Origin of the sequence: Bacillus sp. AFS040349, from assembly GCF_002577655.1 — a bacterium.
In the GTDB taxonomy this organism is placed as follows: Bacteria; Bacillota; Bacilli; order Bacillales; family Bacillaceae; genus Metabacillus.
Map to the genome: position 1 here is coordinate 18,098 of NZ_NUMC01000050.1, position 23,310 is coordinate 41,407.

At 35.8% G+C, this 23,310-nt stretch carries 28 protein-coding genes and 1 pseudogene; 24 read left to right on the top strand and 5 right to left on the bottom strand.

Annotated features, from left to right (window positions below; translation table 11 throughout):
- The first annotated feature begins 9 nt into the window (after positions 1 to 9).
- The 3 genes from COD11_RS12095 to COD11_RS12105 all read left to right on the top strand — a co-directional run bounded on the left by COD11_RS12095 (position 10) and on the right by COD11_RS12105 (position 1,049).
- Complete coding sequence (locus COD11_RS12095; protein WP_098797178.1) at positions 10 to 342, top strand: YolD-like family protein; 333 nt, start codon at positions 10 to 12, stop codon at positions 340 to 342.
- A gap of 131 nt (positions 343 to 473) precedes the next feature.
- Entirely contained in the window at positions 474 to 797 is a 324-nt protein-coding gene (locus tag COD11_RS12100) for an iron-sulfur cluster biosynthesis family protein (RefSeq protein ID WP_098797179.1), read from the top strand.
- Positions 798 to 806: 9 nt separating this feature from the next.
- Positions 807 to 1,049 (top strand): DUF2552 family protein, encoded by a 243-nt coding sequence (locus COD11_RS12105; RefSeq protein ID WP_098797180.1) that lies wholly within the window; start codon positions 807 to 809, stop codon positions 1,047 to 1,049.
- A 73-nt stretch (positions 1,050 to 1,122) separates the two neighbouring features.
- Here COD11_RS12105 and COD11_RS12110 read toward each other — a convergent pair whose 3' ends face one another.
- Positions 1,123 to 2,529, bottom strand: a complete 1,407-nt coding sequence (locus COD11_RS12110) for an alanine/glycine:cation symporter family protein (RefSeq protein WP_098797181.1) — start codon at positions 2,527 to 2,529, stop codon at positions 1,123 to 1,125.
- 269 nt (positions 2,530 to 2,798) lie between these two features.
- The gene (locus COD11_RS12115) at positions 2,799 to 3,731 is read right to left on the bottom strand and encodes an alpha/beta hydrolase (RefSeq protein WP_098797182.1); all 933 of its coding nucleotides are present in this window, start codon (positions 3,729 to 3,731) and stop codon (positions 2,799 to 2,801) included.
- Positions 3,732 to 4,170: 439 nt separating this feature from the next.
- Here COD11_RS12115 and COD11_RS12120 point away from each other — a divergent pair, with 439 nt between their 5' ends.
- A complete protein-coding gene (locus tag COD11_RS12120; protein WP_098797183.1) occupies positions 4,171 to 4,407 on the top strand; it encodes a YqkE family protein in 237 nt (78 codons plus the stop codon).
- Between the two features lie 36 nt (positions 4,408 to 4,443).
- Here COD11_RS12120 and COD11_RS12125 read toward each other — a convergent pair whose 3' ends face one another.
- Together COD11_RS12125 and mciZ are read right to left on the bottom strand one after the other, a co-directional pair.
- Positions 4,444 to 5,352, bottom strand: a complete 909-nt coding sequence (locus COD11_RS12125; RefSeq protein WP_098797184.1) for an aldo/keto reductase — start codon at positions 5,350 to 5,352, stop codon at positions 4,444 to 4,446.
- 159 nt (positions 5,353 to 5,511) lie between these two features.
- Positions 5,512 to 5,622 (bottom strand): annotated as a pseudogene (gene mciZ, locus COD11_RS28185) (Z-ring formation inhibitor MciZ); the annotation flags it as partial.
- 37 nt (positions 5,623 to 5,659) lie between these two features.
- On the opposite strand from mciZ, the gene COD11_RS12135 reads away from it, so the two are divergent.
- Positions 5,660 to 6,262 (top strand): NUDIX hydrolase, encoded by a 603-nt coding sequence (locus COD11_RS12135; protein ID WP_269217397.1) that lies wholly within the window; start codon positions 5,660 to 5,662, stop codon positions 6,260 to 6,262.
- 29 nt (positions 6,263 to 6,291) lie between these two features.
- Entirely contained in the window at positions 6,292 to 7,458 is a 1,167-nt protein-coding gene (locus tag COD11_RS12140; protein ID WP_098797186.1) for a TIGR00375 family protein, read from the top strand.
- A gap of 17 nt (positions 7,459 to 7,475) precedes the next feature.
- On the opposite strand, the gene COD11_RS12145 is transcribed toward COD11_RS12140, so the two are convergent.
- Positions 7,476 to 8,048: a GNAT family N-acetyltransferase gene (locus COD11_RS12145; protein ID WP_098797187.1), complete on the bottom strand. Its 573-nt coding sequence runs from the start codon at positions 8,046 to 8,048 to the stop codon at positions 7,476 to 7,478.
- 134 nt (positions 8,049 to 8,182) lie between these two features.
- On the opposite strand from COD11_RS12145, the gene spoIIM reads away from it, so the two are divergent.
- From spoIIM to COD11_RS12235, 18 genes are all read left to right on the top strand, one after another.
- Positions 8,183 to 8,836, top strand: coding sequence for a stage II sporulation protein M (gene spoIIM / locus COD11_RS12150; RefSeq protein ID WP_098797188.1), 654 nt, complete (start codon positions 8,183 to 8,185; stop codon positions 8,834 to 8,836).
- 117 nt (positions 8,837 to 8,953) lie between these two features.
- Entirely contained in the window at positions 8,954 to 9,427 is a 474-nt protein-coding gene (fur, locus tag COD11_RS12155) for a ferric iron uptake transcriptional regulator (protein WP_098797189.1), read from the top strand.
- Positions 9,428 to 9,649: 222 nt separating this feature from the next.
- On the top strand, positions 9,650 to 9,877 hold the full coding sequence (locus COD11_RS12160) for a YqzK family protein (protein ID WP_098797190.1): 228 nt from the start codon (positions 9,650 to 9,652) through the stop codon (positions 9,875 to 9,877).
- Positions 9,878 to 9,883: 6 nt separating this feature from the next.
- Complete coding sequence (gene xerD / locus COD11_RS12165; protein ID WP_098797191.1) at positions 9,884 to 10,777, top strand: site-specific tyrosine recombinase XerD; 894 nt, start codon at positions 9,884 to 9,886, stop codon at positions 10,775 to 10,777.
- A 198-nt stretch (positions 10,778 to 10,975) separates the two neighbouring features.
- Positions 10,976 to 12,160, top strand: coding sequence for a phosphopentomutase (gene deoB, locus COD11_RS12170; RefSeq protein WP_098797192.1), 1,185 nt, complete (start codon positions 10,976 to 10,978; stop codon positions 12,158 to 12,160).
- 11 nt (positions 12,161 to 12,171) lie between these two features.
- Positions 12,172 to 12,993 (top strand): purine-nucleoside phosphorylase, encoded by an 822-nt coding sequence (locus COD11_RS12175; RefSeq protein ID WP_098797193.1) that lies wholly within the window; start codon positions 12,172 to 12,174, stop codon positions 12,991 to 12,993.
- Positions 12,994 to 13,014: 21 nt separating this feature from the next.
- On the top strand, positions 13,015 to 14,316 hold the full coding sequence (locus COD11_RS12180; protein ID WP_098797194.1) for a pyrimidine-nucleoside phosphorylase: 1,302 nt from the start codon (positions 13,015 to 13,017) through the stop codon (positions 14,314 to 14,316).
- 974 nt (positions 14,317 to 15,290) lie between these two features.
- Positions 15,291 to 16,454, top strand: a complete 1,164-nt coding sequence (locus COD11_RS12185) for a D-alanyl-D-alanine carboxypeptidase family protein (RefSeq protein ID WP_098797195.1) — start codon at positions 15,291 to 15,293, stop codon at positions 16,452 to 16,454.
- 95 nt (positions 16,455 to 16,549) lie between these two features.
- A complete protein-coding gene (gene spoIIAA, locus COD11_RS12190; protein ID WP_098797196.1) occupies positions 16,550 to 16,903 on the top strand; it encodes an anti-sigma F factor antagonist in 354 nt (117 codons plus the stop codon).
- Positions 16,900 to 17,340: an anti-sigma F factor gene (gene spoIIAB, locus COD11_RS12195; RefSeq protein ID WP_098797197.1), complete on the top strand. Its 441-nt coding sequence runs from the start codon at positions 16,900 to 16,902 to the stop codon at positions 17,338 to 17,340. Before spoIIAA ends, spoIIAB begins: the two co-directional genes overlap by 4 nt.
- 13 nt (positions 17,341 to 17,353) lie before the next feature.
- Positions 17,354 to 18,115 carry an RNA polymerase sporulation sigma factor SigF gene (gene sigF, locus COD11_RS12200; protein ID WP_098797198.1) on the top strand — a complete coding sequence of 254 codons (762 nt, stop codon included), beginning with the start codon at positions 17,354 to 17,356 and terminating at the stop codon, positions 18,113 to 18,115.
- 175 nt (positions 18,116 to 18,290) lie between these two features.
- Positions 18,291 to 18,917 (top strand): stage V sporulation protein AA, encoded by a 627-nt coding sequence (locus tag COD11_RS12205; RefSeq protein ID WP_098797199.1) that lies wholly within the window; start codon positions 18,291 to 18,293, stop codon positions 18,915 to 18,917.
- Positions 18,904 to 19,326 carry a stage V sporulation protein AB gene (locus COD11_RS12210; protein ID WP_098797236.1) on the top strand — a complete coding sequence of 141 codons (423 nt, stop codon included), beginning with the start codon at positions 18,904 to 18,906 and terminating at the stop codon, positions 19,324 to 19,326. Before COD11_RS12205 ends, COD11_RS12210 begins: the two co-directional genes overlap by 14 nt.
- 14 nt (positions 19,327 to 19,340) lie before the next feature.
- Positions 19,341 to 19,790 (top strand): stage V sporulation protein AC, encoded by a 450-nt coding sequence (gene spoVAC / locus COD11_RS12215; protein ID WP_098797200.1) that lies wholly within the window; start codon positions 19,341 to 19,343, stop codon positions 19,788 to 19,790.
- A gap of 15 nt (positions 19,791 to 19,805) precedes the next feature.
- Positions 19,806 to 20,828 (top strand): stage V sporulation protein AD, encoded by a 1,023-nt coding sequence (gene spoVAD / locus COD11_RS12220; RefSeq protein ID WP_098797201.1) that lies wholly within the window; start codon positions 19,806 to 19,808, stop codon positions 20,826 to 20,828.
- Entirely contained in the window at positions 20,828 to 21,178 is a 351-nt protein-coding gene (gene spoVAE / locus COD11_RS12225; RefSeq protein ID WP_098797202.1) for a stage V sporulation protein AE, read from the top strand. Before spoVAD ends, spoVAE begins: the two co-directional genes overlap by 1 nt.
- A gap of 8 nt (positions 21,179 to 21,186) precedes the next feature.
- Complete coding sequence (gene spoVAEA, locus COD11_RS12230; protein WP_098797203.1) at positions 21,187 to 21,765, top strand: stage V sporulation protein SpoVABEA; 579 nt, start codon at positions 21,187 to 21,189, stop codon at positions 21,763 to 21,765.
- Positions 21,749 to 23,227 carry a spore germination protein gene (locus COD11_RS12235; RefSeq protein WP_098797204.1) on the top strand — a complete coding sequence of 493 codons (1,479 nt, stop codon included), beginning with the start codon at positions 21,749 to 21,751 and terminating at the stop codon, positions 23,225 to 23,227. Before spoVAEA ends, COD11_RS12235 begins: the two co-directional genes overlap by 17 nt.
- Positions 23,228 to 23,310 lie beyond the last annotated feature (83 nt).

Sequence of the window (23,310 nt, forward strand, 5' to 3'; positions counted from 1 at the left end):
TGACGACACATGATACGGGATAGAGGAAATATAAAATGGACATCTATGATGCTCCCTGAACATGTTAAGCTTTTACGAGACTGGTCCGAAGAAGATACCTATCAGGAGAAACCGGAACTTGATGAACAGCAACTTGAACAATTTAATGAAACCATTTGCCGAGCAATGGAAGAGCACACAGAACTTGTGTTTACTTATTATAAAGATCATTTTTTTCATACGTGCTCAGGTTACGTACATTATATCGATCCCATTCAGCATACTCTTCGAATTATAAATGAGAAAACCGGTGATCGTCAGCAGCTGTCAATTCAAACAATTGTAGATTTGAAACAAAAGTAAAAGGATGAGTAGGTATAGTGCTCAGCCTTCGTTTTTTCTAAAACGAACCTGTAAGAGTAAACTTATGCAAGAATATACAGCCTGTGATAAAATATAGCTTATATAAAATGGTATTTAGAAGGAGATTTATCATGCAGGTGACTTTTACAGATGAAGCAATAAAACAACTAGAGCCCAAATTAGCTGAAAATAATGAGCGGTTTTTAAAAATAAAATACGATACTGAAGGTTGTGGCTGCGTTATGAGCGGTGTAACAGCATTGTGGCTTGTTGAAGAACAAGATCAGGATGATGTGAATATAGAGACAAATTACGTACCTTTAGTAGTAGAAAAAACGAAAATGGTTTTTTTAGATGATCAACTAACTATTTCTTATAATGAGTCAGCTAAAAGCTTCATGTTAAAAAGTCCTTCACAAATATTAAATCCACGTTTGAGTTTAGTTGTAAAGTGAGGAGTAAAGATGAAGGATCGATTAACTTCAATAAAAAATGTAGCTTTAAATAAAACATGGGTATCCTTTTTAAATGAAAACCATCCATATAGTCTACTTCACTGGTCAATTGGTGGATTTCATGAAGACACGAAGGATGTTTGGCTTCTGCAAGACGAAATGTCTTTTGAAGCACAGGAATTTCCTACGATTGACGAAGCGATTCAATGGATTGACGAGAACATGGAGAATATTTCAGACGTCTTAGGCTAGATCGGCAAGAACACATAAAGAACCACTCCTATTGGAATGGTTCTTTATGTTGTATGCCCCTTATCATTTTGCCTTAAGATTTTTCTAAAGGTTTTTCCCAAGCTTCAACATTTTTTAAGCCTTTAATAGAGGTTGCATCAAAGACTGGATCTTTTCCTTTTGCTTTTTGTTTTGTATAGTCGTTAAGTGCAGAAAATGCAATTTTGCCGAGTATCGAAATGGCGATTAAATTTATGATTGCCATCAGGCCCATAAACATATCGGCTAAACTCCATACAAAGTTTAAAGAAGCTAATGATCCAAAAGCAACCATAAATACAACAGCAATACGATAAATAACAAGATAGACCTTTTTTTGATTAATAAATTCAATATTGGATTCTCCGTAATAGTAGTTCCCAACGATAGAGCTGAATGCGAACATTAAAACGATAAATGCAAGGAAAATTCCGGCCCATGATCCTATTGATGTTTCTAGTGCTTGTTGTGTTAGGATAATACCATCTGATTCTTGTGAGGTATATAGACCTGATAACAGGATGATAAATGCAGTTGAACTACAAATAATAATCGTATCAACAAACACTCCAAGTGCTTGAATTAAACCTTGTTTAACGGGGTGGCTTACATCAGCTGTAGCTGCAGCATTAGGTGAGCTTCCCATCCCTGCTTCGTTTGAAAACAGTCCTCGTTTAATTCCATTCATCATTGCGGCACCTAAGGCACCACCTGCAGCCTCTTTAAGTCCAAAGGCGCTTTCAAATATTAAAATAAAAACGCTTGGGATTTCGGTGATATTTGTTAGCATAATAAATAGTGCAATGAGAATATAAGCTCCAGCCATAATTGGTACAATAATTTCTGAAACCTTTGCAATTCTTTTAATCCCACCAAAGATAATAATTGCTGTGATGATAGATAAAATAATAGCAATTAAAACTTTGCTAATTCCAAATGATGAGTGAAAGGCACTTGTAATTGTGTTTGCTTGAACAGAATTAAAAGCCAAGCCAAAAGTTAACGTGATCAATACTGCGAAGGTAACACCCATCCAACGAGCATTTAGTGCTTTTTCCATGTAATAGGCCGGTCCACCACGAAATGTGTCCCCATCTTTTATTTTATAAATTTGAGCAAGAGTGCTTTCAACAAAAGCAGATGCAGAGCCAATTAAGGCAATTAGCCACATCCAAAAAACAGCTCCTGGTCCTCCTGTTGTAATTGCGATAGCAACACCAGCAAGGTTACCAGTACCAACACGTGAGGCAGTACTAATACAAAATGCCTGAAAAGAAGAAACACCCTTCTTATTTGCAGTTGCACCTTCACCTAATAGGCGGACCATTTCGCCTATCATTCGAAATTGAACAAATTTCGTTCGAACAGTAAAATAAATCCCTGCACCAATTAACATAATAATTAATACATATGACCATAATAATGTATTTGTTCCATTAATGATATTTTCAATTATTGTCATGAATCAATCTCCTTCTAATACTATTCTAATTAAATACTTTAATTATATTAGCATATTAGAAGTTCCTGATAAACTAATCTATTAAAAGAAGTGAAAAAGATAAAAATGATGTAAATTGAAGTTGAAAGCTATATATTTTCCAGTTGCTGTTTTCTGTGGAGAAGTAGAGGATATCTAGAGCCTATATCAGGGGCCGACACACCTACATGATAAGTTGTGGTTAGGCCCACGAAGAAGTTTTGTTATACGTCCTTGTATTGATTAGATTGCTAGCTGTATCTAGTTTCAACATTAGAGACTACATTAATTTCCTCCAAAAATTCATCTATTACTTCGGAATATTTCTCTCGGTTTTCAGCGTATGACATGGCGTGAGAGCCTTTTTCAGCAATATAGAGCTTTCTATAGCCAGCTTTCTTATTGTATAGCTGCTTCGTCATATCAACAGGTATGTAGTCATCATCCTTACTATGAATAAATAGGACAGGATTATGGATATTATTTATTACGCTAAGTGGGGAAACATCTTTAAGTGAATACCGGTCACGAAGCTTAACAAATGGTTTAGCAATTGGCATAACCAAAAAACTTGGAATATTAAATTCGACCTTAAGGCGATAAAGAAGTTGAGCTTCTAATTCAGAAAACGGGCAATCAGCTATGTAAAAGTCAGCTCCATCCTCAACCATTCCACCATAAAGTAAAGTAGTAACTGCTCCCATAGATTCGCCATGTATACCTAAAATAAGTGATTCACCAACCTCATTTTTTAGCCAGTTAACAACAGTCTTAAGGTCAAATTTTTCGTAGTGACCATAGCTTGTGGTTTTACCTCCACTTTCACCATGGCGTCGATGATCATAAATTAATACATTCCAGCCCTTTTGGATAAACAAATTCATATATTTAACAGAATTGAGTCGATTGACTGTCACACCATGACAAATGATCATGTAATGATTAGTATGATGTGGTTCATAAAGAGCCCCCTTAATTTTGTAACCGAATTGGGAAGTAATAGAGAAATCTCTTTTATGGAGAGAGTCAACATCTTCATGATTATAAAAACCATATTTCGTTTCTCTGTCAATGATTTCTTCATCCTTCTTCTTTTTTATATACATCATCTTATTCGTAAAGAAAAAGCCAACAATTAAAACATATGAAAGGATGATAAAGATCGTCGTGAATATTTTTTTCATGAGAAACCTCCTAGAATGAACATACCTTTTATTTTACATGAAAAAAAGTTCAGCACAAATATTCTTGTCATGAAATAAAAGAAGACAAGCGTTATGCCTGTCTTCAGTAATTACTGCGGTGAATTTTGTCTTTTGGTTGGATGAATAGCCTTTTCCATTTCTTCCGCTGCCATCTTATTATTGGTTGTGTCAGAATTTGGTTTACCTTTTTGTCCACGTTGTTTTGCCATATTACATCTCTCCTTTCTTTCATTAAAATGTCTGATATGTCAGCAATTTATACGGTTACTCTATTTAATCCCATTTCATATTCGTTGGTTTAGGTTTTAACTTGTTTATTTCTAATTATTGGCTAATTAAAACAAGAGGTACAAGTAGTTAAAACTGTGATAAATTTGCTATAATTTTACTAGATTGAGGGTAAGAGGAGGCAACTTAGATGAAGAAAACAAACAAAAAGAAAAAGGATGATCAAGCTGTATCTTTATCAGATCATTTAAATAATGATCTTTTAGAACAATTAAAGGCCGTAAAAAAGGATTTAACAAAAGAGCATGAAGAAAAAGAGGCGGCTCTTGAGCGTAAACGGATTGAGGAGAGAAAGCAAAGGGAGAAAAATAAAAGTTTTGAAGAGCTTTTTAACGAAAGCTCTCTATCATGGAAAGAGTTCAAATAAAAAAGTTAAAAGCGGGGTTAACTCCGCTTTTAACTTTTAACGATGCTGTTCATATTTATCAAATTTTGTTAGTGTTTGCAGCTCTTCATAGGTTTGCTGTGATAGTCTTTCTGCAGATCCTGCTTCAGCATTTTCAATTAATTGCTCTAACTTGCTAGCACCTGGAATAACAGTACCAACTACATCTTGATGTAGGCAATATTGTAAAGCTAGTTCAGTTATAGTATGGTTAGAATCTACTTGTTCTAACATAGGTAATACATTTTTTAGCTCAGCCTCTGAATAAGTTAAGTAGCCTTTAGATGTTGATTTTTCTCCTAAAGGTTTTTTAGTAAGAAGTCCTTTTGCAAGCGGACCACGGGCAATGACACTTACATTATGCTCTTTAATGATAGAAAAATATTCTTCTGGACGACGATCCAATAAGCTGTATTGCATCATAATTGAAACAATGTTCGATTTGCTCAAATATTCCTTAATCACATTAGGGCGAATAGAGGAAATACCATAATATCGGATGACACCCTCTTGCTTTAATTCTTCGAAAGCTTCAATCGTCTCATCAATATGATCTTCAATTGTGCCTCCATGTAACTGATAAAGGTCAATATAATCTGTCTGTAGACGTTTTAAACTTTCTTTTACAGCAGTTTTTATATATGCCTTAGATGGATCCCATGTCCAGCCGCTTTTATCTTCTTTCCACTTGTTTCCGACTTTTGTGGCTAAGATTATTTCGTTGCGTCGATGTTTAATCGCTTTGCCAACAAGCTCCTCGTTTACCCCTGCATCATATAAATCAGCTGTGTCTAAATAATTAATTCCCAAGTTAATCGCCCTATCAACAAGTGAAAGGGCATGTTTTTCATCTGTACCTAGTGACATACAACCAAGGCCAACTTCACTCACAAATAAATCAGATTTACCGAGTTGTCTTTTTCGCAAACATAATCACTCCAGTATAATATCAAGTCATATCATTGAGATTAGTACAAAGCCTGGTGAAAATCAACTGAAAGACACTGCTGTTTATCCTTAGTTAAAAGTGTTATTAGTAAAGGTGCCACGACGATTTCTTTTCTTTTTATTGTGCTTTTCGTTTTGAACCCATTCATTCACCGTTGAGTAAATGTTTCCATATTCCTTTAACTTTGCTCTAATTTCCCAAGCCTTACCTACAAGAGTGATTCCTTGATCGTGTCGATAGATTTTCACCCGGCAATCCATTCCCTTCCAGTTAAGATATGATAGAATGTATGAGGATAAAAAAGCTTATAGAACAGGAGCTGAAGTAACGATGAATTTGAACGAAAAAACATTATCATCTAAAGAAATTTTTAAAGGAAGAATTATTGATTTATATGTAGAACAAGTTGAACTTCCAAACGGAAAGACAAGTTCAAGAGAAATTGTTAAGCATCCAGGGGCAGTAGCAGTTATAGCGATTACTCCGGAAAACAAAATTGTTATGGTAGAGCAATTTCGCAAGCCGTTAGAACGTAATTTAGTGGAAATCCCAGCTGGAAAACTAGAAAAAGGGGAAGAGCCTGAAACAACAGCACGAAGAGAACTTGAAGAAGAAACAGGGTACACTTGTACTCATTTAGAGCCACTAATTTCTTTTTATACATCTCCTGGTTTTGCAGATGAACTTGTTCATTTATTTCTTGCGGAAAATCTTGAAAAGCTTTCAGAGGCAGCAGAATTAGATGAAGATGAATTTGTTGAGGTGATGGAGGTAACACTAGAGGAAGCTGAACAAATGATTGCCAATAAACGAATCTACGATGCGAAAACGGCCTATGCTGTTCAGTATTTGCAATTAAAACAAGCTAGGCAAAATTCAAGTAAATAACCATTAAAAATTAGAGGATGTTAGCATTTATGAACAGTTATTTTGCTGACTTACATATTCATATAGGACAAACAAAATCAGGGAAGCCAGTGAAAATTACTGCTTCAAGGTCACTTACCTTGGAAAACATTTTAATTGAAGCAAGTGAACATAAAGGGATTGATATTGTAGGAATTATTGATTGTCATGTGCCGGAAATCATGTTAACTCTCGAGAAACTCCTTGAAGATGGGAGTTGTGTAGAGTTAGAAGGTGGTGGCATACGATTTCAGCAAACAACACTAATTCTTGGAAGTGAGCTGGAAATTTATGATGAAAGCTGTAAAGGGCCAATTCATGTTTTAGTTTATTTTCCAACACTTCAAAAAATGAAGGAATTCTCAATCTGGCTTTCCAAAAGAGTAACAAATAACACATTAAGTTCACAAAGAATATATGAAACCGGAAAAACATTACAAACAGTTGTAAAAGAGCTGGAAGGATTATTTATACCTGCACATATCTTCACACCGCATAAAAGCTTATATGGTAGTGGCGTATCTCACTCAATAACGGAAGTTTTCAACCCAGATCAGATTGATGCAGTAGAGTTAGGGTTAAGCTCTGATACAATAATGGCCGATCAAATAGCTGAGTTACATCGTTTTGCTTTTTTAACAAATTCGGATGCCCATTCATTACCGAAAATTGGTCGTGAATATCAAAAGTTATTGTTAAATGATCCAAACTTTTTAGAACTAAAGAAGGCATTGGGAAATGAAAATGGTCGTAGGATTTTAGCGAATTATGGGTTGAATCCATATTTAGGAAAGTACTATGAAACAACATGTGAAAAGTGTGGACAAAAGCCTGAAAATAGTGCAATAATTTGTGAAAGCTGCGGAAGCGAGAGATTTACAAAAGGGGTTTCTAAACGATTAAAAGAGTTATCTAACGGACTCAAAAATAACAATCCCCGTCCACCTTATATACATCAAGTGCCGCTTCAATTTATTCCAGGGCTTGGACCTAAAACACTAGAAAAGCTGAAGGATTTGTTTGGAACAGAAATGAATATTTTACACGAAGTACCCGAGACAGCGTTCCAAAAGGTTGTTTCGGAAAAAATAGCGGAATATATTGTTGCTGCAAGAGAAGGTCGATTAAAGGTCGATTCAGGTGGGGGGGGAACGTACGGGAAAATAACAGGAATGTAGGGGGGATGCCCCCTTCATCAGATATTTTGTTCAAATGTTTTTGCAAAAATAAATGTATCTCTAACATTTTTACCGTCAACTGACATATCATCTGAACGAAAAGTTCCCTCCAAAGTAAATCCAAGTTTATTAGGGATTTTTCGGCTACGTTCATTTCTGGTGTCACACCTAATCTCTATTCTTCTAGCCTTTAGTTCGCTAGTAGCGAAATTAATAAGCCCCTCAACTGCTTCGGTTATATAACCTTGACCACTGTATCTAGTATCAATCCAGTATCCAATTTCAAAGCTTCTAACCTTCCAATTCATTCGATGAAGTCCAGTACTGCCAATAAATTGGCCTGATTGTCGGTCAAATATGAGAATTCTAAGATCTTCTCTTAAAATAAATTGTGCAACAGCTTCTCGGATATTTTGTTCTGTTTCTTCAAGCGTTGGTTCTTTTTGCGCAAAGGGCATCCATTGTTTTAATTCAGGAAGAGATGCAATAATTGCCTCATTTACTGCTTTTCCATCACCAGCTTTTGGAGCTCGAAGTAGTAAACGTTTCGTTGTGAATTCGGTAGGGAAATCTAGTAAAATAGGGTTCATTCTTGACACATCCTTTATATGTCATATTTTTTAGTAGTATATACTAGTAAACTAGAAAAGAAAACCATTTTTAAGTCATAGAAACAGGTTCCTCTCATATACTCTAGTAAGTGAAAAACGGGAGGAATTTTTACATGCAAAGACAACTGCCGATTAGTGCAACGATTAAACAGCATCTTAAAGAGCATTCTTCAATATATTTGTTTGTTTTTGTTTTATTTTTAATGGGAGTTATTTTTGGTGCCATTATTGTAAACAGTATGAACTTGAGTCAAAAAGAGGACCTTTATTATTATTTAAATCGATTTTTTGGACAAGTAGCAGAAGGAAAAGTGGCGAGTTCAGCTGACATGTTTCAGCAAAGCTTTTTTCACAATCTAAAATATTTAGGCTTAATGTGGATACTGGGAATTTCCATTATCGGCCTGCCAGTTATATTAGTTATGCTCTTTATTAAAGGTATGGTTGTAGGATTTACGGTAGGATTTTTAGTGAATCAGCTAGGATTAAAGGGGTTCTTGCTCTCATTTGTTACAGTGTTGCCACAAAATATTTTATTAATCCCTGCTTTTATTATCATGTGCTCTGTAGCCATATCGTTTACATTAAAAATGATCAAACAGCTATTTATGAAGAAAACAAACTCAATGGAAGCACCGTTTTCTTTGTTTATGAGATATGTATCTGTTTTTTTGTTTATAGGAATTCTAGCAGTCGTTGCATCAAGCTTTGAAGCGTATGCTTCTCCGTTTTTAATGAAAAATGTAGTAGAATTCGTTAGTAAATAATAATTATTATTATATAATAAACATTATTTTTATTACATTAAAATCATTTTAGTTGGACACTTTCCTTGCCTATGATATATAATGGTTTTGGGAACGCGGCGAGGGAGGAAAAGTGTTATGGAAAACCGCATTGATCGGATTAAAAAGCAGTTACATACTGCCAGCTATAAACTTACACCACAACGTGAGGCAACAGTTCGGGTCTTGCTCGAGAATGAAGAAGATCATTTAAGTGCAGAAGATGTATATCTTTTAGTAAAAGAAAAAGCGCCCGAAATTGGACTAGCAACTGTATATCGAACTTTGGAATTGTTAACGGAATTAAAAGTTGTTGATAAAATAAATTTTGGAGACGGTGTTTCCAGGTATGACCTTCGCAAAGAAGGAGCGGCGCATTTTCATCATCATCTAGTTTGTATTGAATGTGGATCAGTTGCAGAAATTGAGGAAGATCTTTTAGAAGATGTTGAAGAAATTGTTGAGCGTGACTGGAAGTTTAAAATAAAAGATCATCGCCTAACTTTTCATGGCATCTGTGTAAAATGTCAGGAAAAAGAAGAAAATGAGGCAAAAGAAGAAAATCAAGAATAACCAACTAGTCTAACTTATTATAGTTAGGCTTTTTATTTTTACCGAAAAAACTATAGGTATGTTATCCTCTGAAAATCCTCAGCCACACTCGGTAAAAATATGCGGCAGATTTAAAGTGAAATTGTATGTATAAAGTTTGTCCTTTTTGGCATATCTTCTAATAATCACACAAAATAAATAGCGACGAATTGAACGTGTGAAAAATATTTATTGGAGGTTCCCATGATTCGCTGGATGAAAACGGTTGGGGATATGATAAAGGTATTTATCTTGTTTACTGGATTTACGATTTTATTCTATTATGCTATTATTTGGGTGAACTTAGAGTATCAAGAAATGCATCGCTATGATCAACCAGAAGGTGCGGCTTTAAAGGTAACAAACATGGTAAATAATGAAGAAGAAAGCTGGTATAATAGGCTAATGTTCTTTATTGATAATGGGGAGTAGAGATATTTGAAAGATCAAATTAAAGATTTTATCCACTACTTAATTGTAGAAAGAGGTTTATCAAACAATACAATTGTTTCATATGAACGAGACTTAAATAGCTATCAAAAGCACTTATTAGAGAAACAACATATTACTTCCTTTAATCAAGTAACCCGCCTTCATATTATTGAGTTCTTAAAAGAGTTAAAGGAAGCAGGAAAGTCAAGTAAAACAATTGCCAGACACACTGCGTCTATTAGAAACTTCCACCAATTTTTGCTTAGAGAAAAGCAAGCAGACCAAGATCCATCCGTAATGATAGAATCTCCTCAGTTAGAGAGAAATCTTCCGAAGATTCTTTCATTAAAAGAGGTTGAAAAGCTTCTTGATACCCCAAAATTAACAAATCCATTTGGCTATCGAGACAAAGCGATGCTTGAACTTTTATATGCAACAGGAATTCGGGTAAGTGAAATGATAAACTTAAATCTAGCTGACGTGCATCTGACAATGGGCTTTATTAGGTGCTACGGAAAGGGAAATAAAGAGCGAATTGTACCGATCGGCCGGACAGCTACTGAAGCTCTGATGGAATATATAGAAAAAGGGCGATCAAAATTAATAAGCGCTAAACAGCCAACAGACGCATTATTTATTAATCACCATGGTAAAAGAATTTCTAGGCAAGGTTTTTGGAAAAACTTAAAGAAAATTGCGCTTGAAGCCAATATTCAAAATGAATTAACTCCTCATACTTTACGACATTCGTTCGCAACACATCTCCTTGAAAATGGAGCAGATTTAAGAGCTGTCCAAGAAATGCTTGGACACGCTGATATTTCAACAACGCAAATTTACACACATGTGACAAAAACAAGGTTAAAGGATGTTTATAAACAATTTCATCCTCGTGCTTAAGAAGCACCATCCATAAAGGAGGTGCTTTTATTTTTGTTTTTTCTCAGGTTAGATTAGTAGAGTAGTTGTCAATCCAGTTTGTTAAAGATTATAATGGAAGAGAAGGTTTGGTTGTCAGACTTCTGACAAGTTGTTCCTGAGAATGGAATGTCATGATAAATGGAAAAGTAAAATAAGGTAATGTAAAGGAGGATATCAATGTCAAATTATACATATAAACGAGTATTTTTAATTGTCTTAGATTCGGTAGGGATTGGAGAAGCACCTGATGCAAAAGAATTTAATGACGTTGGTGCTGATACACTCGGACATATAGCTGAGCATATGGGTGGCCTAAATATGCCTAATACGGCAAAACTGGGATTAAGCAATATTCGAGAAATAAAGGGGATTCCAGTGCAACATCAACCACTAGCTTACTATACAAAAATGCAGGAAGCCTCAAATGGTAAAGATACGATGACTGGACATTGGGAAATTATGGGCCTCAAAATAGACCAACCATTCCAAGTGTTTCCGGATGGATTTCCAGATGATTTGATTCAAGAACTAGAAGAGAAAACAGGGCGTAAGATAATCGGAAACAAACCTGCCTCTGGAACTGAAATTCTAGATGAACTTGGAGAAGAACATATGAAAACGGGTTCATTAATTGTCTACACATCTGCTGATTCTGTATTACAGATTGCTGCACATGAAGAAGTTGTTCCGCTAGAGGAATTGTACAATATATGTGAGCTGGCACGTCAAATGACGATGAATGACAAATATATGGTTGGTAGAATTATCGCGCGTCCATTCCTTGGAAAGCCAGGTGAATTTGCACGAACGGCTAACCGTCATGATTATGCACTGAAACCTTTTGAGCGTACCGTTATGAATGAGCTTAAGGATAGTGGATATGATGTGATTTCTATAGGTAAAATCGCTGATATTTATGATGGAGAAGGAATAACACAATCTCTTCGAACAAAGTCAAATATGGATGGTATGGATAAATTAAAAGATACAATTAATATGAATTTTACAGGATTAAGCTTTTTAAACCTTGTTGATTTTGATGCCCTTTTCGGTCATAGACGCGATCCTGCTGGTTATGGTCAAGCACTTGAAGAATACGATAATAGACTTACAGAAGTACTAGAAAAATTAACAGAAAATGATCTATTGATTATAACTGCAGACCATGGGAATGATCCTATTCACCACGGAACCGATCATACAAGGGAATATGTTCCTTTATTAATATATAGCCCAAAAATGAAAGAAGGAAAAGAGCTTCCAGTAAGAGAAACATTTGCAGATGTAGGAGCAACAATTGCCGATAATTTTAATGTGAAAATGCCAGCTCATGGAAAAAGCTTTCTTTCAGAGTTGGAATAGGAGGGTATAAAATGAATAGTAAATTAATTAAAGAAGCAGCAAATTACTTAACATCAAAATATAGTGAGCAACCGACAATAGGACTAATCTTGGGATCAGGTTTAGGTGTATTAGCGGACGAAATAGAGAATCCTGTAAAAATACCATACAATGAAATCCCTAATTTTCCTGTTTCAACGGTTGAAGGACATGCTGGTCAACTTGTTTTTGGAAGTTTAAAAGGGAAAAAAGTTGTTGCTATGCAAGGACGTTTTCATTTCTATGAAGGATACAGTCTGGATAAAGTAACAGCTCCTGTAAGAGTCATGAAGGAATTAGGAGTTCAGACATTAATTGTGACAAATGCAGCTGGCGGAGTGAATGAAAACTTCCAAGCCGGAGATCTTATGTTGATTAGCGATCATATTAATAATATGGGGACAAACCCGTTAATTGGCCCAAATGATTCTGATATGGGACCTCGTTTCCCTGACATGTCTGAAAGCTATGATAAACAACTTAGAGAGTTAGCAAGGGGAATTGCTAGTGAATTACATATTAAGCTTCAAGAAGGAGTATACGTTGGAAACACTGGTCCATCGTATGAAACTCCTGCAGAAGTTCGTGCCCTTCGTATACTTGGTGGAGACGCAGTCGGAATGTCTACAGTTCCAGAAGTAATCGTTGCCAGACATACTGGCTTAAAAGTATTAGGGATCTCTTGTATTTCAAATATGGCGGCTGGCATTTTAGATCAGCCATTATCACATGATGAAGTAATAGAAACAACTGAAAAAGTAAGAGCAAACTTTTTAAACCTTGTAAAAAGCATTGTAGAAAAAATAAATTCCTAATGAAAAAAAGGTGAGAGACTTATGAGAATGGTTGATTTGATCGAAAAAAAGCGTGATGGGAAAGAACTAACAAAAGAAGAAATTCAACACATAATCAAAGGCTATACAACAGGCGATATTCCTGATTATCAAATGAGTGCTTTTACAATGGCTGTTTATTTTCAAGGAATGACAGATAATGAACGTGCTGAACTTACAATGGCAATGGTCCAATCAGGTGACACCATTGATTTAAGTGAAATTCAAGGAATAAAAGTTGATAAACACAGTACCGGTGGTGTTGGTGATACAACTACGCTTGTATTGGGTCCTTTAGTAGCAGCGGTTGGCGTTCCAGTGGCAAAAATGTCCGGAAGAGGACTAGGTCATACTGGTGGAACAATAGATAAGCTTGAATCTGTACCTGGTTTTCATGTGGAAATAGAGAACAAACAATTTATAGAATTGGTAAATAAAAACAAAATAGCAGTGATTGGACAAAGTGGGAACCTAACTCCTGCAGACAAAAGCTTATATGCATTACGAGATGTGACGGCAACAGTGAATAGTATTCCACTTATCGCAAGCTCCATCATGAGTAAAAAAATTGCAGCAGGTGCAGATGCAATTGTGTTAGACGTAAAAACAGGTGCTGGTGCTTTTATGAAAGATTTAGAGGAATCTAAAGATTTAGCAAAAGCTATGGTTGATATCGGTAACCTTGTAGGACGTAAAACAATGGCAGTTATTTCAGATATGAGCCAACCGCTTGGATATGCAATTGGAAATGCATTAGAAGTCAAAGAAGCAATTGATACTTTAAGTGGTAAAGGACCGAAAGATCTAGAAGAACTTTGCTTAACATTAGGAAGTTATATGGTTTATTTGGCTGAAAAAGCCAACTCCCTTGAGGAAGCCCGAAAGATGTTGGTTGAAGTCATGGAAAACGGTGAAGCTTTAACAACATTAAAAACATTTTTAGAGGCACAAGGTGGAGATGGATCAGTTGTAGATCAACCTGAAAAGTTGCCGCAAGCAGCATATCAATTTGAACTAGAAGCAAAATCTGATGGTTATGTTTCTGAAATTATTGCTGACTCAGTTGGTACAGCTGCAATGCTATTAGGTGCAGGAAGAGCAACAAAAGAATCAGAAATCGATCTTGCTGTTGGTCTTGTGCTAAATAAGAAAATTGGCGATAGTGTAAAACAGGGAGAATCACTAGTTACGATTCATAGTAATGAAGAAAATGTAGAAGATGTAAGAAAGACTCTTTATAAAAGTATTACTGTTAGTAACGAAGAGGTAAAAGCACCAGAATTGATTTATGCTACAGTTGAATAGATGTTGATAAATACCACAGCTTATCGCTGTGGTATTTTTGTATTTGGGTCGGTAGTAAGTTAGAGCAAGGTAATACTTAGTTGGTGGGCGACGCGACAGAAGGTGAAAATGACATAACTCAAGGGAAAAACGACGTGATAAAACGGCAGAATGACGTGACGATATCAGGAAAATGACCTGACCAAGAGGAAACGACGCGACAGAATAAGAAAATGACATGACTCAAGGGAAAAACGGCGTGATAAAACGGCAGAATGACGTGACCAATCAGGAGAACGACCTGACCAAATAGGAAAATGACCGAACTATGAAAAATAACTTGACTAGAGTAAGAAAACCACAACAAAAAAATATAATAGTCCCCATCTACCTTTATTTAAAAAACATTTCCTACATCGAAAATAAAAAGTACTAGGTGAAGAAAGAAGGAATACACCGTCTATTATTAAAAGTTCAAATATATTATTTGAAATTGAAAGGTTAATTGAGATACACAATCATAGAAAAAAACAAAATAAGAAACAGCTGAGTCAGCTATCAGATTTCATCCTAAACCTACATACACCGCCAGTTTTAAATATTCTTAACGAATTTAATATTAATGTAAATGATCTTGTAACAGGGGTATTTTGTGAAAGTTGCAGAACTATATCTATGATAAGAGCAGGCGGGAAATGGAGATGTAAAAGCTGTGCAAAAACTTCTAAAAACTGCCCATATTCAGACAATAAACGATTATTATCTTCTTATATGTACTTACATGACAAACAAGCAATTTAGAACCTTCGCCAATCTCTCATCAAGTACGACCTCCTACAAACTTCTATCATCATTAACCTTCGAAACATTTGGTACTACATGTAACAGAAAGTATCATATCACTCTATACCCTAAATAAAAAAACCTCCCAATCCTAGTATAAATTTCCTCCTGCTGGAAAAAATGGAAAGTATAAAGAATGGAGGGCTTATGAAATGAAACGGATAATTTCGTGTTTGACACTTATAACAATGCTTCTTTCTGTAACACCAATGGCACTTGCCAATGAATCTACGACTGCTGAATTAGCAGATAAAGCAAAATCAGCTGTTTTAATCGAACGAGATACAGGAACAATCCTTTACGATAAAAACAGTGATGAAAAATTGCCTCCTGCGAGTATGACAAAGATTATGACAATGCTTCTTATTATGGAAGCGCTGGATAAAAATCAGATTACATGGGATGAAAAAGTTCGTACAAGTGAATATGCTGCTTCTATGGGGGGCTCACAAATCTTCCTTGAGCCAGGAGAAGAAATGACTGTTGAACAAATGTTAAAAGGAATTGCTATTGGATCAGGTAATGATGCCTCAGTCGCGATGGCAGAAAAAATCGCTGGTTCAGTAGATGAATTTGTCAATATGATGAACAAAAAAGTTGAAGACTTAGGACTAAAAAATACACACTTCAAAAATCCGACAGGCTTACCAGAAGCTGATCACTATAGTTCCGCACATGATATGGCCTTAATGGCAAAGGAACTATTAAAATACGAAGAGATTACAAATTTCACAGGTAAGTATGAGGATTATTTACGTGAAGGAACTGATAAAAAGTTTTGGCTTGTTAATACAAATCGACTGGTTAAGTTCTATCAGGGAGTCGATGGAGTTAAAACAGGATTTACGAATGAAGCGAAATATTGCTTAACAGCTACAGCTAAAAAAGATAATATGCGAGTCATTGCTGTGGTATTTGGTGCAGATACACCAAAAGACCGGAATGCACAAGTTACAAAGATGTTAGATTATGCATTTAGTCAGTATCAGACACATCCCTTGTTTGAGAAAGATCATTTACTGACAAAAACAAAAGTTAGTAAGGGTAGCGATAAAGAAGTGAATGTAATGACATCAGAACCTATTTCAGTCCTTACGAAAAAGGGTGAAAAGGTAGATGATGTTAAACAGGAAATAGTGATGAAAAAAGACATCAAAGCTCCTGTAAAAAAAGGTGATGAACTTGGGTCTCTTCAACTAGTGAAAGACGGTAAAGTTATAGCTGAAAGTGAACTAGTAGCGGAGAAAGATATTGATGAGGCCAGCTGGTGGACATTATTTAAGCGGGTAATGGGTAATTTTACAAAGTCTAGCTAATGTTGACGAAATATAACTAGTTTTGTCATCAAGCAGGAAATTAAAAGTTCAATCAAGAATTGACTCTTATCCAGAAATTAAGGAGGGGTAAAACCTTGAGTCTAGCGATTGAACTTGATGTAAAAGAAGCAGTACTTTGTATACGACTCTCAGGTGAGCTTGATCATCATGCGGCAGAAGAATTACGTACGAAGGTGACGGAAACTCTTGCAGCAAATCAGATCCAGCATATTGTATTAAATTTAGAGAATTTATCATTTATGGATAGCTCAGGTTTGGGCGTAATTCTTGGTAGATACAAACAAATTAAGGCTTCAGGTGGAGAGATGGTTGTTTGTGCAATTTCACCTGCAGTCAAACGATTATTTGATATGTCTGGTTTATTTAAGATTATTCGATTAGAAGAAGACGAGCATAAAGCGTTACAAACGTTGGGGGTGGCATCATGAGAAATGAAATGAACCTTCAATTTTCAGCGCTTAGTCAGAATGAATCATTTGCAAGGGTAACGGTTGCGTCTTTTATTGCTCAACTGGATCCAACAATGGATGAGTTAACCGAGATTAAGACAGTTGTCTCAGAGGCTGTTACTAATGCCATCATTCATGGATATGATAATGATCCAAGTGGGATTGTTTACATTTCTGCTACGTTAGAAGATGGGATTGTTCAATTAACGATCCGTGATGAAGGAATAGGTATTGCTGATATTGAAGAGGCGAGACAACCTCTTTATACAACGAAGCCTGAACTTGAAAGATCAGGAATGGGCTTTACCATTATGGAAAACTTTATGGATGAAATTACAGTCGAATCATCAGCTACAAGAGGAACTACTGTTAGATTGACAAAACACTTATCGAAAAGTAAAGCTTTATGCAATTAAAGGGAGACTTGCTATGGATGTGGAGGTCAAGAACGATCAATCAAATACACAGTTAAAAGACCATGAAGTGAAGGAATTAATTCGTCGTAGTCAAGAAGGGGACCAAGAGGCACGTGATTTAATTATTCAAAAAAACATGCGTCTAGTTTGGTCTGTAGTTCAACGATTTTTGAATCGTGGATATGAACCTGATGACTTGTTCCAAATTGGAAGTATTGGTTTATTAAAATCTGTTGATAAATTTGATTTATCATATGATGTAAGGTTTTCTACCTATGCTGTGCCAATGATTATTGGGGAAATTCAACGATTTATCCGCGATGATGGAACGGTTAAAGTAAGCCGTTCATTGAAGGAATTAGGAAATAAAATACGACGAGCAAGAGATGAATTGTCAAAAACGTTGGGGAAGGTACCGACAGTTGCAGAAATTGCAAACCACCTGGATATATCACCTGAGGACGTTGTGCTAGCTCAGGAAGCGGTAAGAGCACCTTCTTCCATACATGAAACAGTTTACGAAAATGACGGAGATCCTATTACTTTGTTAGATCAGATTGCTGATAATACAGAAACAAAATGGTTTGATAAATTGGTTTTAAAGGATGCAATACGAGACTTAGATGAACGAGAAAGGCTTATCGTCTTTTTACGTTATTATAAGGATCAAACCCAATCCGAGGTGGCTGATCGACTAGGGATTTCCCAAGTTCAAGTATCAAGGTTGGAAAAGAAAATATTGCAGCAAATGAAAGATAAAATGAATCAAGTTTAAAAAAGAGGAAGACATTGATTAAACAATGTTTTCCTCTTTTTTATTTGAATTTTCACAGATGGTAATTGTTGGACTTATAGACAGATCTGCATGATTAAAATAAGGCAATGCATACTACATATAACAATCATTAAATGTAAATGAACTAAAAACAATCATTAGGAAGTGACTCTTGATGGAAAAGACGGTATACATTAGACTTCGTCACCGCATTCAAGTACATTCTAACGATGTCATCACAATTGATAAAATTGCACTAGTTGTCGGCGATAAGGAGTTGACCGAAAAATTAAATAAAATTGTTATTCACAAAATTCAGCTTAGCGATAAAAATATGGTGGTTATTGATGTTATGCATGTTTTAAGAGAAATACATAAATATGACCGCCAAATAGACGTACAGGCAATTGGAGCTACTCAAACGATAGTAGAAATTATGTACCAAAAAAAGAAGCTTTCTCCGCTTTTATTTTGTCTAGTATGGCTTCTGCTTTTTATTGGAGCAGGTCTTGCAATTATGAACTTTCATGAAGATGTAAGCATGCAAGCTGTTCATCAGCGGATTTATAAAATTGTCACTGGAAAAGAAAATGCACAACCATTAATTTTACAAATTCCTTATTCACTTGGTTTAGGTTTAGGAATGGTTTTGTTTTTTAATCATTTGTTTAAGAAAAGAATTAATGAAGAACCAAGCCCCTTAGAAGTAGAGATCTTTAATTATCAACTGGACCTGGATCAGTATGTTGCCATGAATGAAAATAAAGAGAATATAAACGGAAAAAATGATGATTCTAAATAATATTATTCTGATCATTATTGGTTTATCTGGCGGCCTTGTTGTAGGTTCGGGGTATGTTGCATTCTTAGCAGTGCTTGGAATCATCCCAAGATTAACACAGTTAACAAAGACATACCAGTACATTCACGTCTATGAAGGGGCAATTATTTTAGGAACTGTTATAACGGGATGGATTAGTTTAAGGGATACTACCCTTTTTCAATCTGAGCTATGGTTGATTCCAATTGGACTTTTATGCGGGGTATTTATTGGAATGTTAGCAGCAGCGTTAACAGAGGTTTTGAATGTTTTTCCTATTTTAGCAAAAAGAATTGGCTTGGGAGAAAAGATTGTCATTTTATTAATGGCAATTGTATTTGGGAAAATTGTTGGATCACTATTTCATTGGGTTTATTTTGTTAATCATTAAGGAGGGTAATGACGATGGCAAAAATGAAAGATGATTATAAAAATCAAATTAAAAATTATCAGCCTAAACCACCATATCTACTAAATTGCATAAAAGCATTCTTAGTTGGTGGGTTTATTTGTCTATGTGGACAAGGTATTCAAAATTTCTATATTAATGTATTTGATTTCTCTCAAAAAGATGCTGGAAATCCCACAGCTGGGACACTGATTTTAATTTCTGCTTTGTTGACGGGATTTGGTATTTATGACAAGCTGGGACAATTTGCTGGAGCAGGCTCAGCAGTTCCTATAACGGGTTTCGCTAATTCCATGACAAGTGCTGCCATTGAGCATAGAAGTGAAGGAATTGTGCTAGGGGTTGCAACAAATATGTTTAAACTTGCAGGAAGCGTTATCGTATTTGGTGTTGTAGCAGCTTACGTTGTTGGAATCATTCGCTATTTTTACGGTTTATCTTTCTAAGGTGGGGTGGATATTTTGAAACTAACTGGTAAACAAACTTGGCAATTTGAAAATCCATTATTTGTTCACTCAAGTGGAACAGCTGTTGGTCCAATGGAAGCAGAAGGACCTCTAGGGAAAGGTTTCGATATCAAACATAAGGAACTTCACTGTGGTGAAGATAATTGGGAATTAGCAGAAAGAAGATTAATGGAGCAAGCAATTGAACAATGTCTTAAAAAAGGAAATAAAACGACAGATGATGTTGATTTATTTTTAGCTGGGGATTTACTCAATCAAAATGTAACTTCAAATTATGTTGCACGACATTTAAGTCTTCCATTTTTATGTATGTTCGGAGCATGTTCAACGTCAATGGAGACCGTTGCTTTAGGTTCTGCTTTAGTTGACGGAGGTTTTGCAAGTAATGTTATTGCTGCAACAAGTAGTCATAATGCAACCGCTGAAAGACAGTTTCGTTATCCAACTGAGTATGGAGGACAAAAACCAGATACAGCTACCTTTACAGTAACCGGATCAGGGGCTGTTTTAATAAGTAAAGAAGTCAGTAATATAAAAATTACTGCAGCAACTATAGGGAAGGTTGCTGATCTGGGAATTAAAGATCCTTTTGATATGGGCTCAGCAATGGCACCGGCAGCTGCAGATACAATTGCTCAGCATTTAAAAGATTTAAACCGTACACCTGATGATTATGATTTATTTCTTACAGGCGATTTATCGGGTGTAGGTAGTCCTATTGTTAAAGAGCTTCTAAAAGAAGAAGGATATGATGTTCATAATAAACATAATGATTGCGGATTATTGGTATATCGACCTGATCAGAAAGTATTTGCTGGTGGAAGTGGGTGTGGTTGCTCAGCTGTAGTCACATACAGTCACATTTTTGAAGAACTTAAACAAGGAAATTTAGATCGTGTATTTGTTGTAGCAACTGGTGCATTATTAAGCCCAACGATGATTCAACAAAAAGAATCAATTCCAACCATAGCACACGGAGTTGTATTCGAAAGAGCTGATAAAGGAGTGAGCAACTAATGGAGTATTTATGGGCATTTGTTGTAGGTGGTGCCATTTGTGTAATTGGACAACTTCTATTAGATTTTGTAAAGCTTACTCCAGCTCATGTAATGAGTTCATTTGTTGTAACAGGTGCAATTCTAGATGGATTTGGGGTTTATGACAAGTTCATTGAATTTGCCGGGGCAGGTGCAACTGTACCGATTACAAGCTTTGGGCATTCACTGCTTCATGGAGCTATGGAACAAGCAAAAGAACATGGTTTTATTGGAATCGGAATCGGAATTTTTGAGTTAACATCTGCAGGTATATCAGCAGCAATTCTATTTGCATTTATTATGGCACTTATCTTTAAACCGAAAGGATAGGGTAAACATTGACAAATAAACGAAGGGTCATCCTTGTTACAGATGGAGATGAGTATGCTGCAAGAACAATTGAATATGTAGCATCTGAAATAGGTGGAAGAACAATTTCGCAAACACAGGGTAATCCAACGACCTTAAGTGGGTCACAAATTGTTCAGCTTATTCTCCAGGCTAATAATGACCCTGTTTTTGTCATGTTTGATGACTGTGGTTTATTAGGAGAAGGAGCTGGAGAGGTAGCTTTAAAGTATGTAGCAGAACATCCTAATATAGAAGTGCTTGGTATTATTGCTGTTGCATCAAAAACACACCAGACGGAATGGACACGGGTTGACGTAAGTATTGACCGATTTGGTGAATTAACAGAGTATGGTGTTGACAAAAGTGGACTAAAAGATCTTGAACTTGGAAGAATAAGCGGGGACACCGTGTATTGTTTAGATCAGTTAAATGTTCCTATTATTGTTGGGATTGGCGACATAGGAAAAATGGCACGGAAGGATAGTGTGAAAAACGGGTGCCCAATAACTTTAAAGGCAGTGGAAGTAATATTAGAAAGGAGCGGATATCGTGGCAACGGAGACTAAGGAAAAGAAATATCCGATATCTGGAAACCTTGCTGAGAATGAAAAGTTTTTTATTGAACATGCAGGTCTTAATACGTCATTTGATATTGGAATACGAAAGCTTCAAGTATTAGATTTTCAAGTGAATATGTATTTTTTAAATGGTCTATGTGATACAAAATACATTACAGAGATATTAAAAAAGATAACATCAATAAGTGATGATGAAGTAGATCACATAAAGTTTAAGGAAATCTTAGAAAATCGAATTGTAAACCAATCAGTTTCTAAGGTTAAATCATTAGATGATGCAGTTGATCAACTTTTATCCGGCCTTATTTTATTTTTTATCGAAGGCATTGACTATGCTCTTGCCGCAGATGTAAGAAGCTATCCCGGAAGACAGCCACAGGAGCCTGATACTGAAAAAATTGTCCGTGGTGCTAGAGATGGATTTGTAGAAAACATCATTGTTAACACGGGATTAATTCGAAGAAGGATAAGGGATGAGCGACTTCGCTATGAAATTATGCAGATTGGGGAACGATCAAAGACAGATGTTTGTGTTGCATATGTAAAGGACGTTGCCAATCCTGAATTAGTCAAGACAATTAAACAGGAACTAGAAGCAATTGAAATTGACGGTATTACCATGGCAGACAAAACAGTAGAAGAGTTTCTGGTACACCAAGGATTTAATCCTTATCCTTTAGTAAGATATACGGAAAGAGCGGATGTTGCCGCAAATCATTTGCTGGAAGGACATGTATTGATTCTTGTTGATACCTCACCGAGTGTCATTATTACTCCTACTACAATGTTTCATCATGTACAGCATGCAGAGGAGTATCGTCAAGCACCAGCTGTTGGTACTTTTCTTAGATGGGTTCGATTTTTAGGAATTGTCGCGTCTATCTTCTTACTGCCACTATGGTTTCTATTTGTACAGGAACCTTCTTTATTACCAAAGGAAATTGCTTTTATAGGTCCCAATGAACAAAAAAATATACCAATTGTTGTTCAAATTTTCCTTGCTGATTTTGGTATAGAGTTTCTAAGAATGGCAGCTATACACACACCAACATCTCTCTCTACAGCTATGGGCTTAATAGCAACCGCGTTAATTGGACAAATTGCGATAGATGTAGGCTTATTCGTTCCTGAGGTTATTCTGTATGTTGCGGTCGCAGCAATTGGATCCTTTGCAACACCAAGTTATGAGCTTAGTTTAGCAAATAAGATAGCGAGGTTAGTTCTATTAATTGCTGTTGCAGCCTTTCAGTTAGAGGGGTTTGTAATTGGATGTACATTGTTTGTACTTCTTCTAGCAAGTATCCGTTCATTAAACACACCTTACTTATGGCCATTTCTACCATTTAATGCAAAAGCCTTGTGGCAAATCATTATTAGGACATCTGTACCAGGTGCGAAGCTAAGACCAAGCATTGTGCACCCTCAAAATGTAAAAAAACAGCCGAAATAGGGTAAAGTGACATTGAAAGAACCCCTCTTTTATGATATTGTATGTTTAATTTCATGCAGGAAATTTTATAACAGACAGTTAAT

What these genes read in the sequence shown, in the direction of transcription:
- COD11_RS12140 (WP_098797186.1), top strand. Translation starts at nt 6,292, where the DNA reads ATGAACAGTTATTTTGCTGACTTACATATTCATATAGGACAAACAAAA.
- COD11_RS12110 (WP_098797181.1), bottom strand. Translation starts at nt 2,529, where the DNA reads ATGACAATAATTGAAAATATCATTAATGGAACAAATACATTATTATGG.
- COD11_RS12120 (WP_098797183.1), top strand. Translation starts at nt 4,171, where the DNA reads ATGAAGAAAACAAACAAAAAGAAAAAGGATGATCAAGCTGTATCTTTA.
- COD11_RS12180 (WP_098797194.1), top strand. Translation starts at nt 13,015, where the DNA reads ATGAGAATGGTTGATTTGATCGAAAAAAAGCGTGATGGGAAAGAACTA.
- COD11_RS12115 (WP_098797182.1), bottom strand. Translation starts at nt 3,731, where the DNA reads ATGAAAAAAATATTCACGACGATCTTTATCATCCTTTCATATGTTTTA.
- spoVAC (WP_098797200.1), top strand. Translation starts at nt 19,341, where the DNA reads ATGGCAAAAATGAAAGATGATTATAAAAATCAAATTAAAAATTATCAG.
- COD11_RS12100 (WP_098797179.1), top strand. Translation starts at nt 474, where the DNA reads ATGCAGGTGACTTTTACAGATGAAGCAATAAAACAACTAGAGCCCAAA.
- COD11_RS12210 (WP_098797236.1), top strand. Translation starts at nt 18,904, where the DNA reads ATGATTCTAAATAATATTATTCTGATCATTATTGGTTTATCTGGCGGC.
- spoVAE (WP_098797202.1), top strand. Translation starts at nt 20,828, where the DNA reads ATGGAGTATTTATGGGCATTTGTTGTAGGTGGTGCCATTTGTGTAATT.
- fur (WP_098797189.1), top strand. Translation starts at nt 8,954, where the DNA reads ATGGAAAACCGCATTGATCGGATTAAAAAGCAGTTACATACTGCCAGC.
- COD11_RS12145 (WP_098797187.1), bottom strand. Translation starts at nt 8,048, where the DNA reads ATGAACCCTATTTTACTAGATTTCCCTACCGAATTCACAACGAAACGT.
- COD11_RS12185 (WP_098797195.1), top strand. Translation starts at nt 15,291, where the DNA reads ATGAAACGGATAATTTCGTGTTTGACACTTATAACAATGCTTCTTTCT.
- COD11_RS12105 (WP_098797180.1), top strand. Translation starts at nt 807, where the DNA reads ATGAAGGATCGATTAACTTCAATAAAAAATGTAGCTTTAAATAAAACA.
- COD11_RS12095 (WP_098797178.1), top strand. Translation starts at nt 10, where the DNA reads ATGATACGGGATAGAGGAAATATAAAATGGACATCTATGATGCTCCCT.
- COD11_RS12205 (WP_098797199.1), top strand. Translation starts at nt 18,291, where the DNA reads ATGGAAAAGACGGTATACATTAGACTTCGTCACCGCATTCAAGTACAT.
- COD11_RS12135 (WP_269217397.1), top strand. Translation starts at nt 5,660, where the DNA reads ATGTATGAGGATAAAAAAGCTTATAGAACAGGAGCTGAAGTAACGATG.
- COD11_RS12160 (WP_098797190.1), top strand. Translation starts at nt 9,650, where the DNA reads ATGATTCGCTGGATGAAAACGGTTGGGGATATGATAAAGGTATTTATC.
- spoIIM (WP_098797188.1), top strand. Translation starts at nt 8,183, where the DNA reads ATGCAAAGACAACTGCCGATTAGTGCAACGATTAAACAGCATCTTAAA.
- deoB (WP_098797192.1), top strand. Translation starts at nt 10,976, where the DNA reads ATGTCAAATTATACATATAAACGAGTATTTTTAATTGTCTTAGATTCG.
- sigF (WP_098797198.1), top strand. Translation starts at nt 17,354, where the DNA reads ATGGATGTGGAGGTCAAGAACGATCAATCAAATACACAGTTAAAAGAC.
- COD11_RS12175 (WP_098797193.1), top strand. Translation starts at nt 12,172, where the DNA reads ATGAATAGTAAATTAATTAAAGAAGCAGCAAATTACTTAACATCAAAA.
- spoIIAB (WP_098797197.1), top strand. Translation starts at nt 16,900, where the DNA reads ATGAGAAATGAAATGAACCTTCAATTTTCAGCGCTTAGTCAGAATGAA.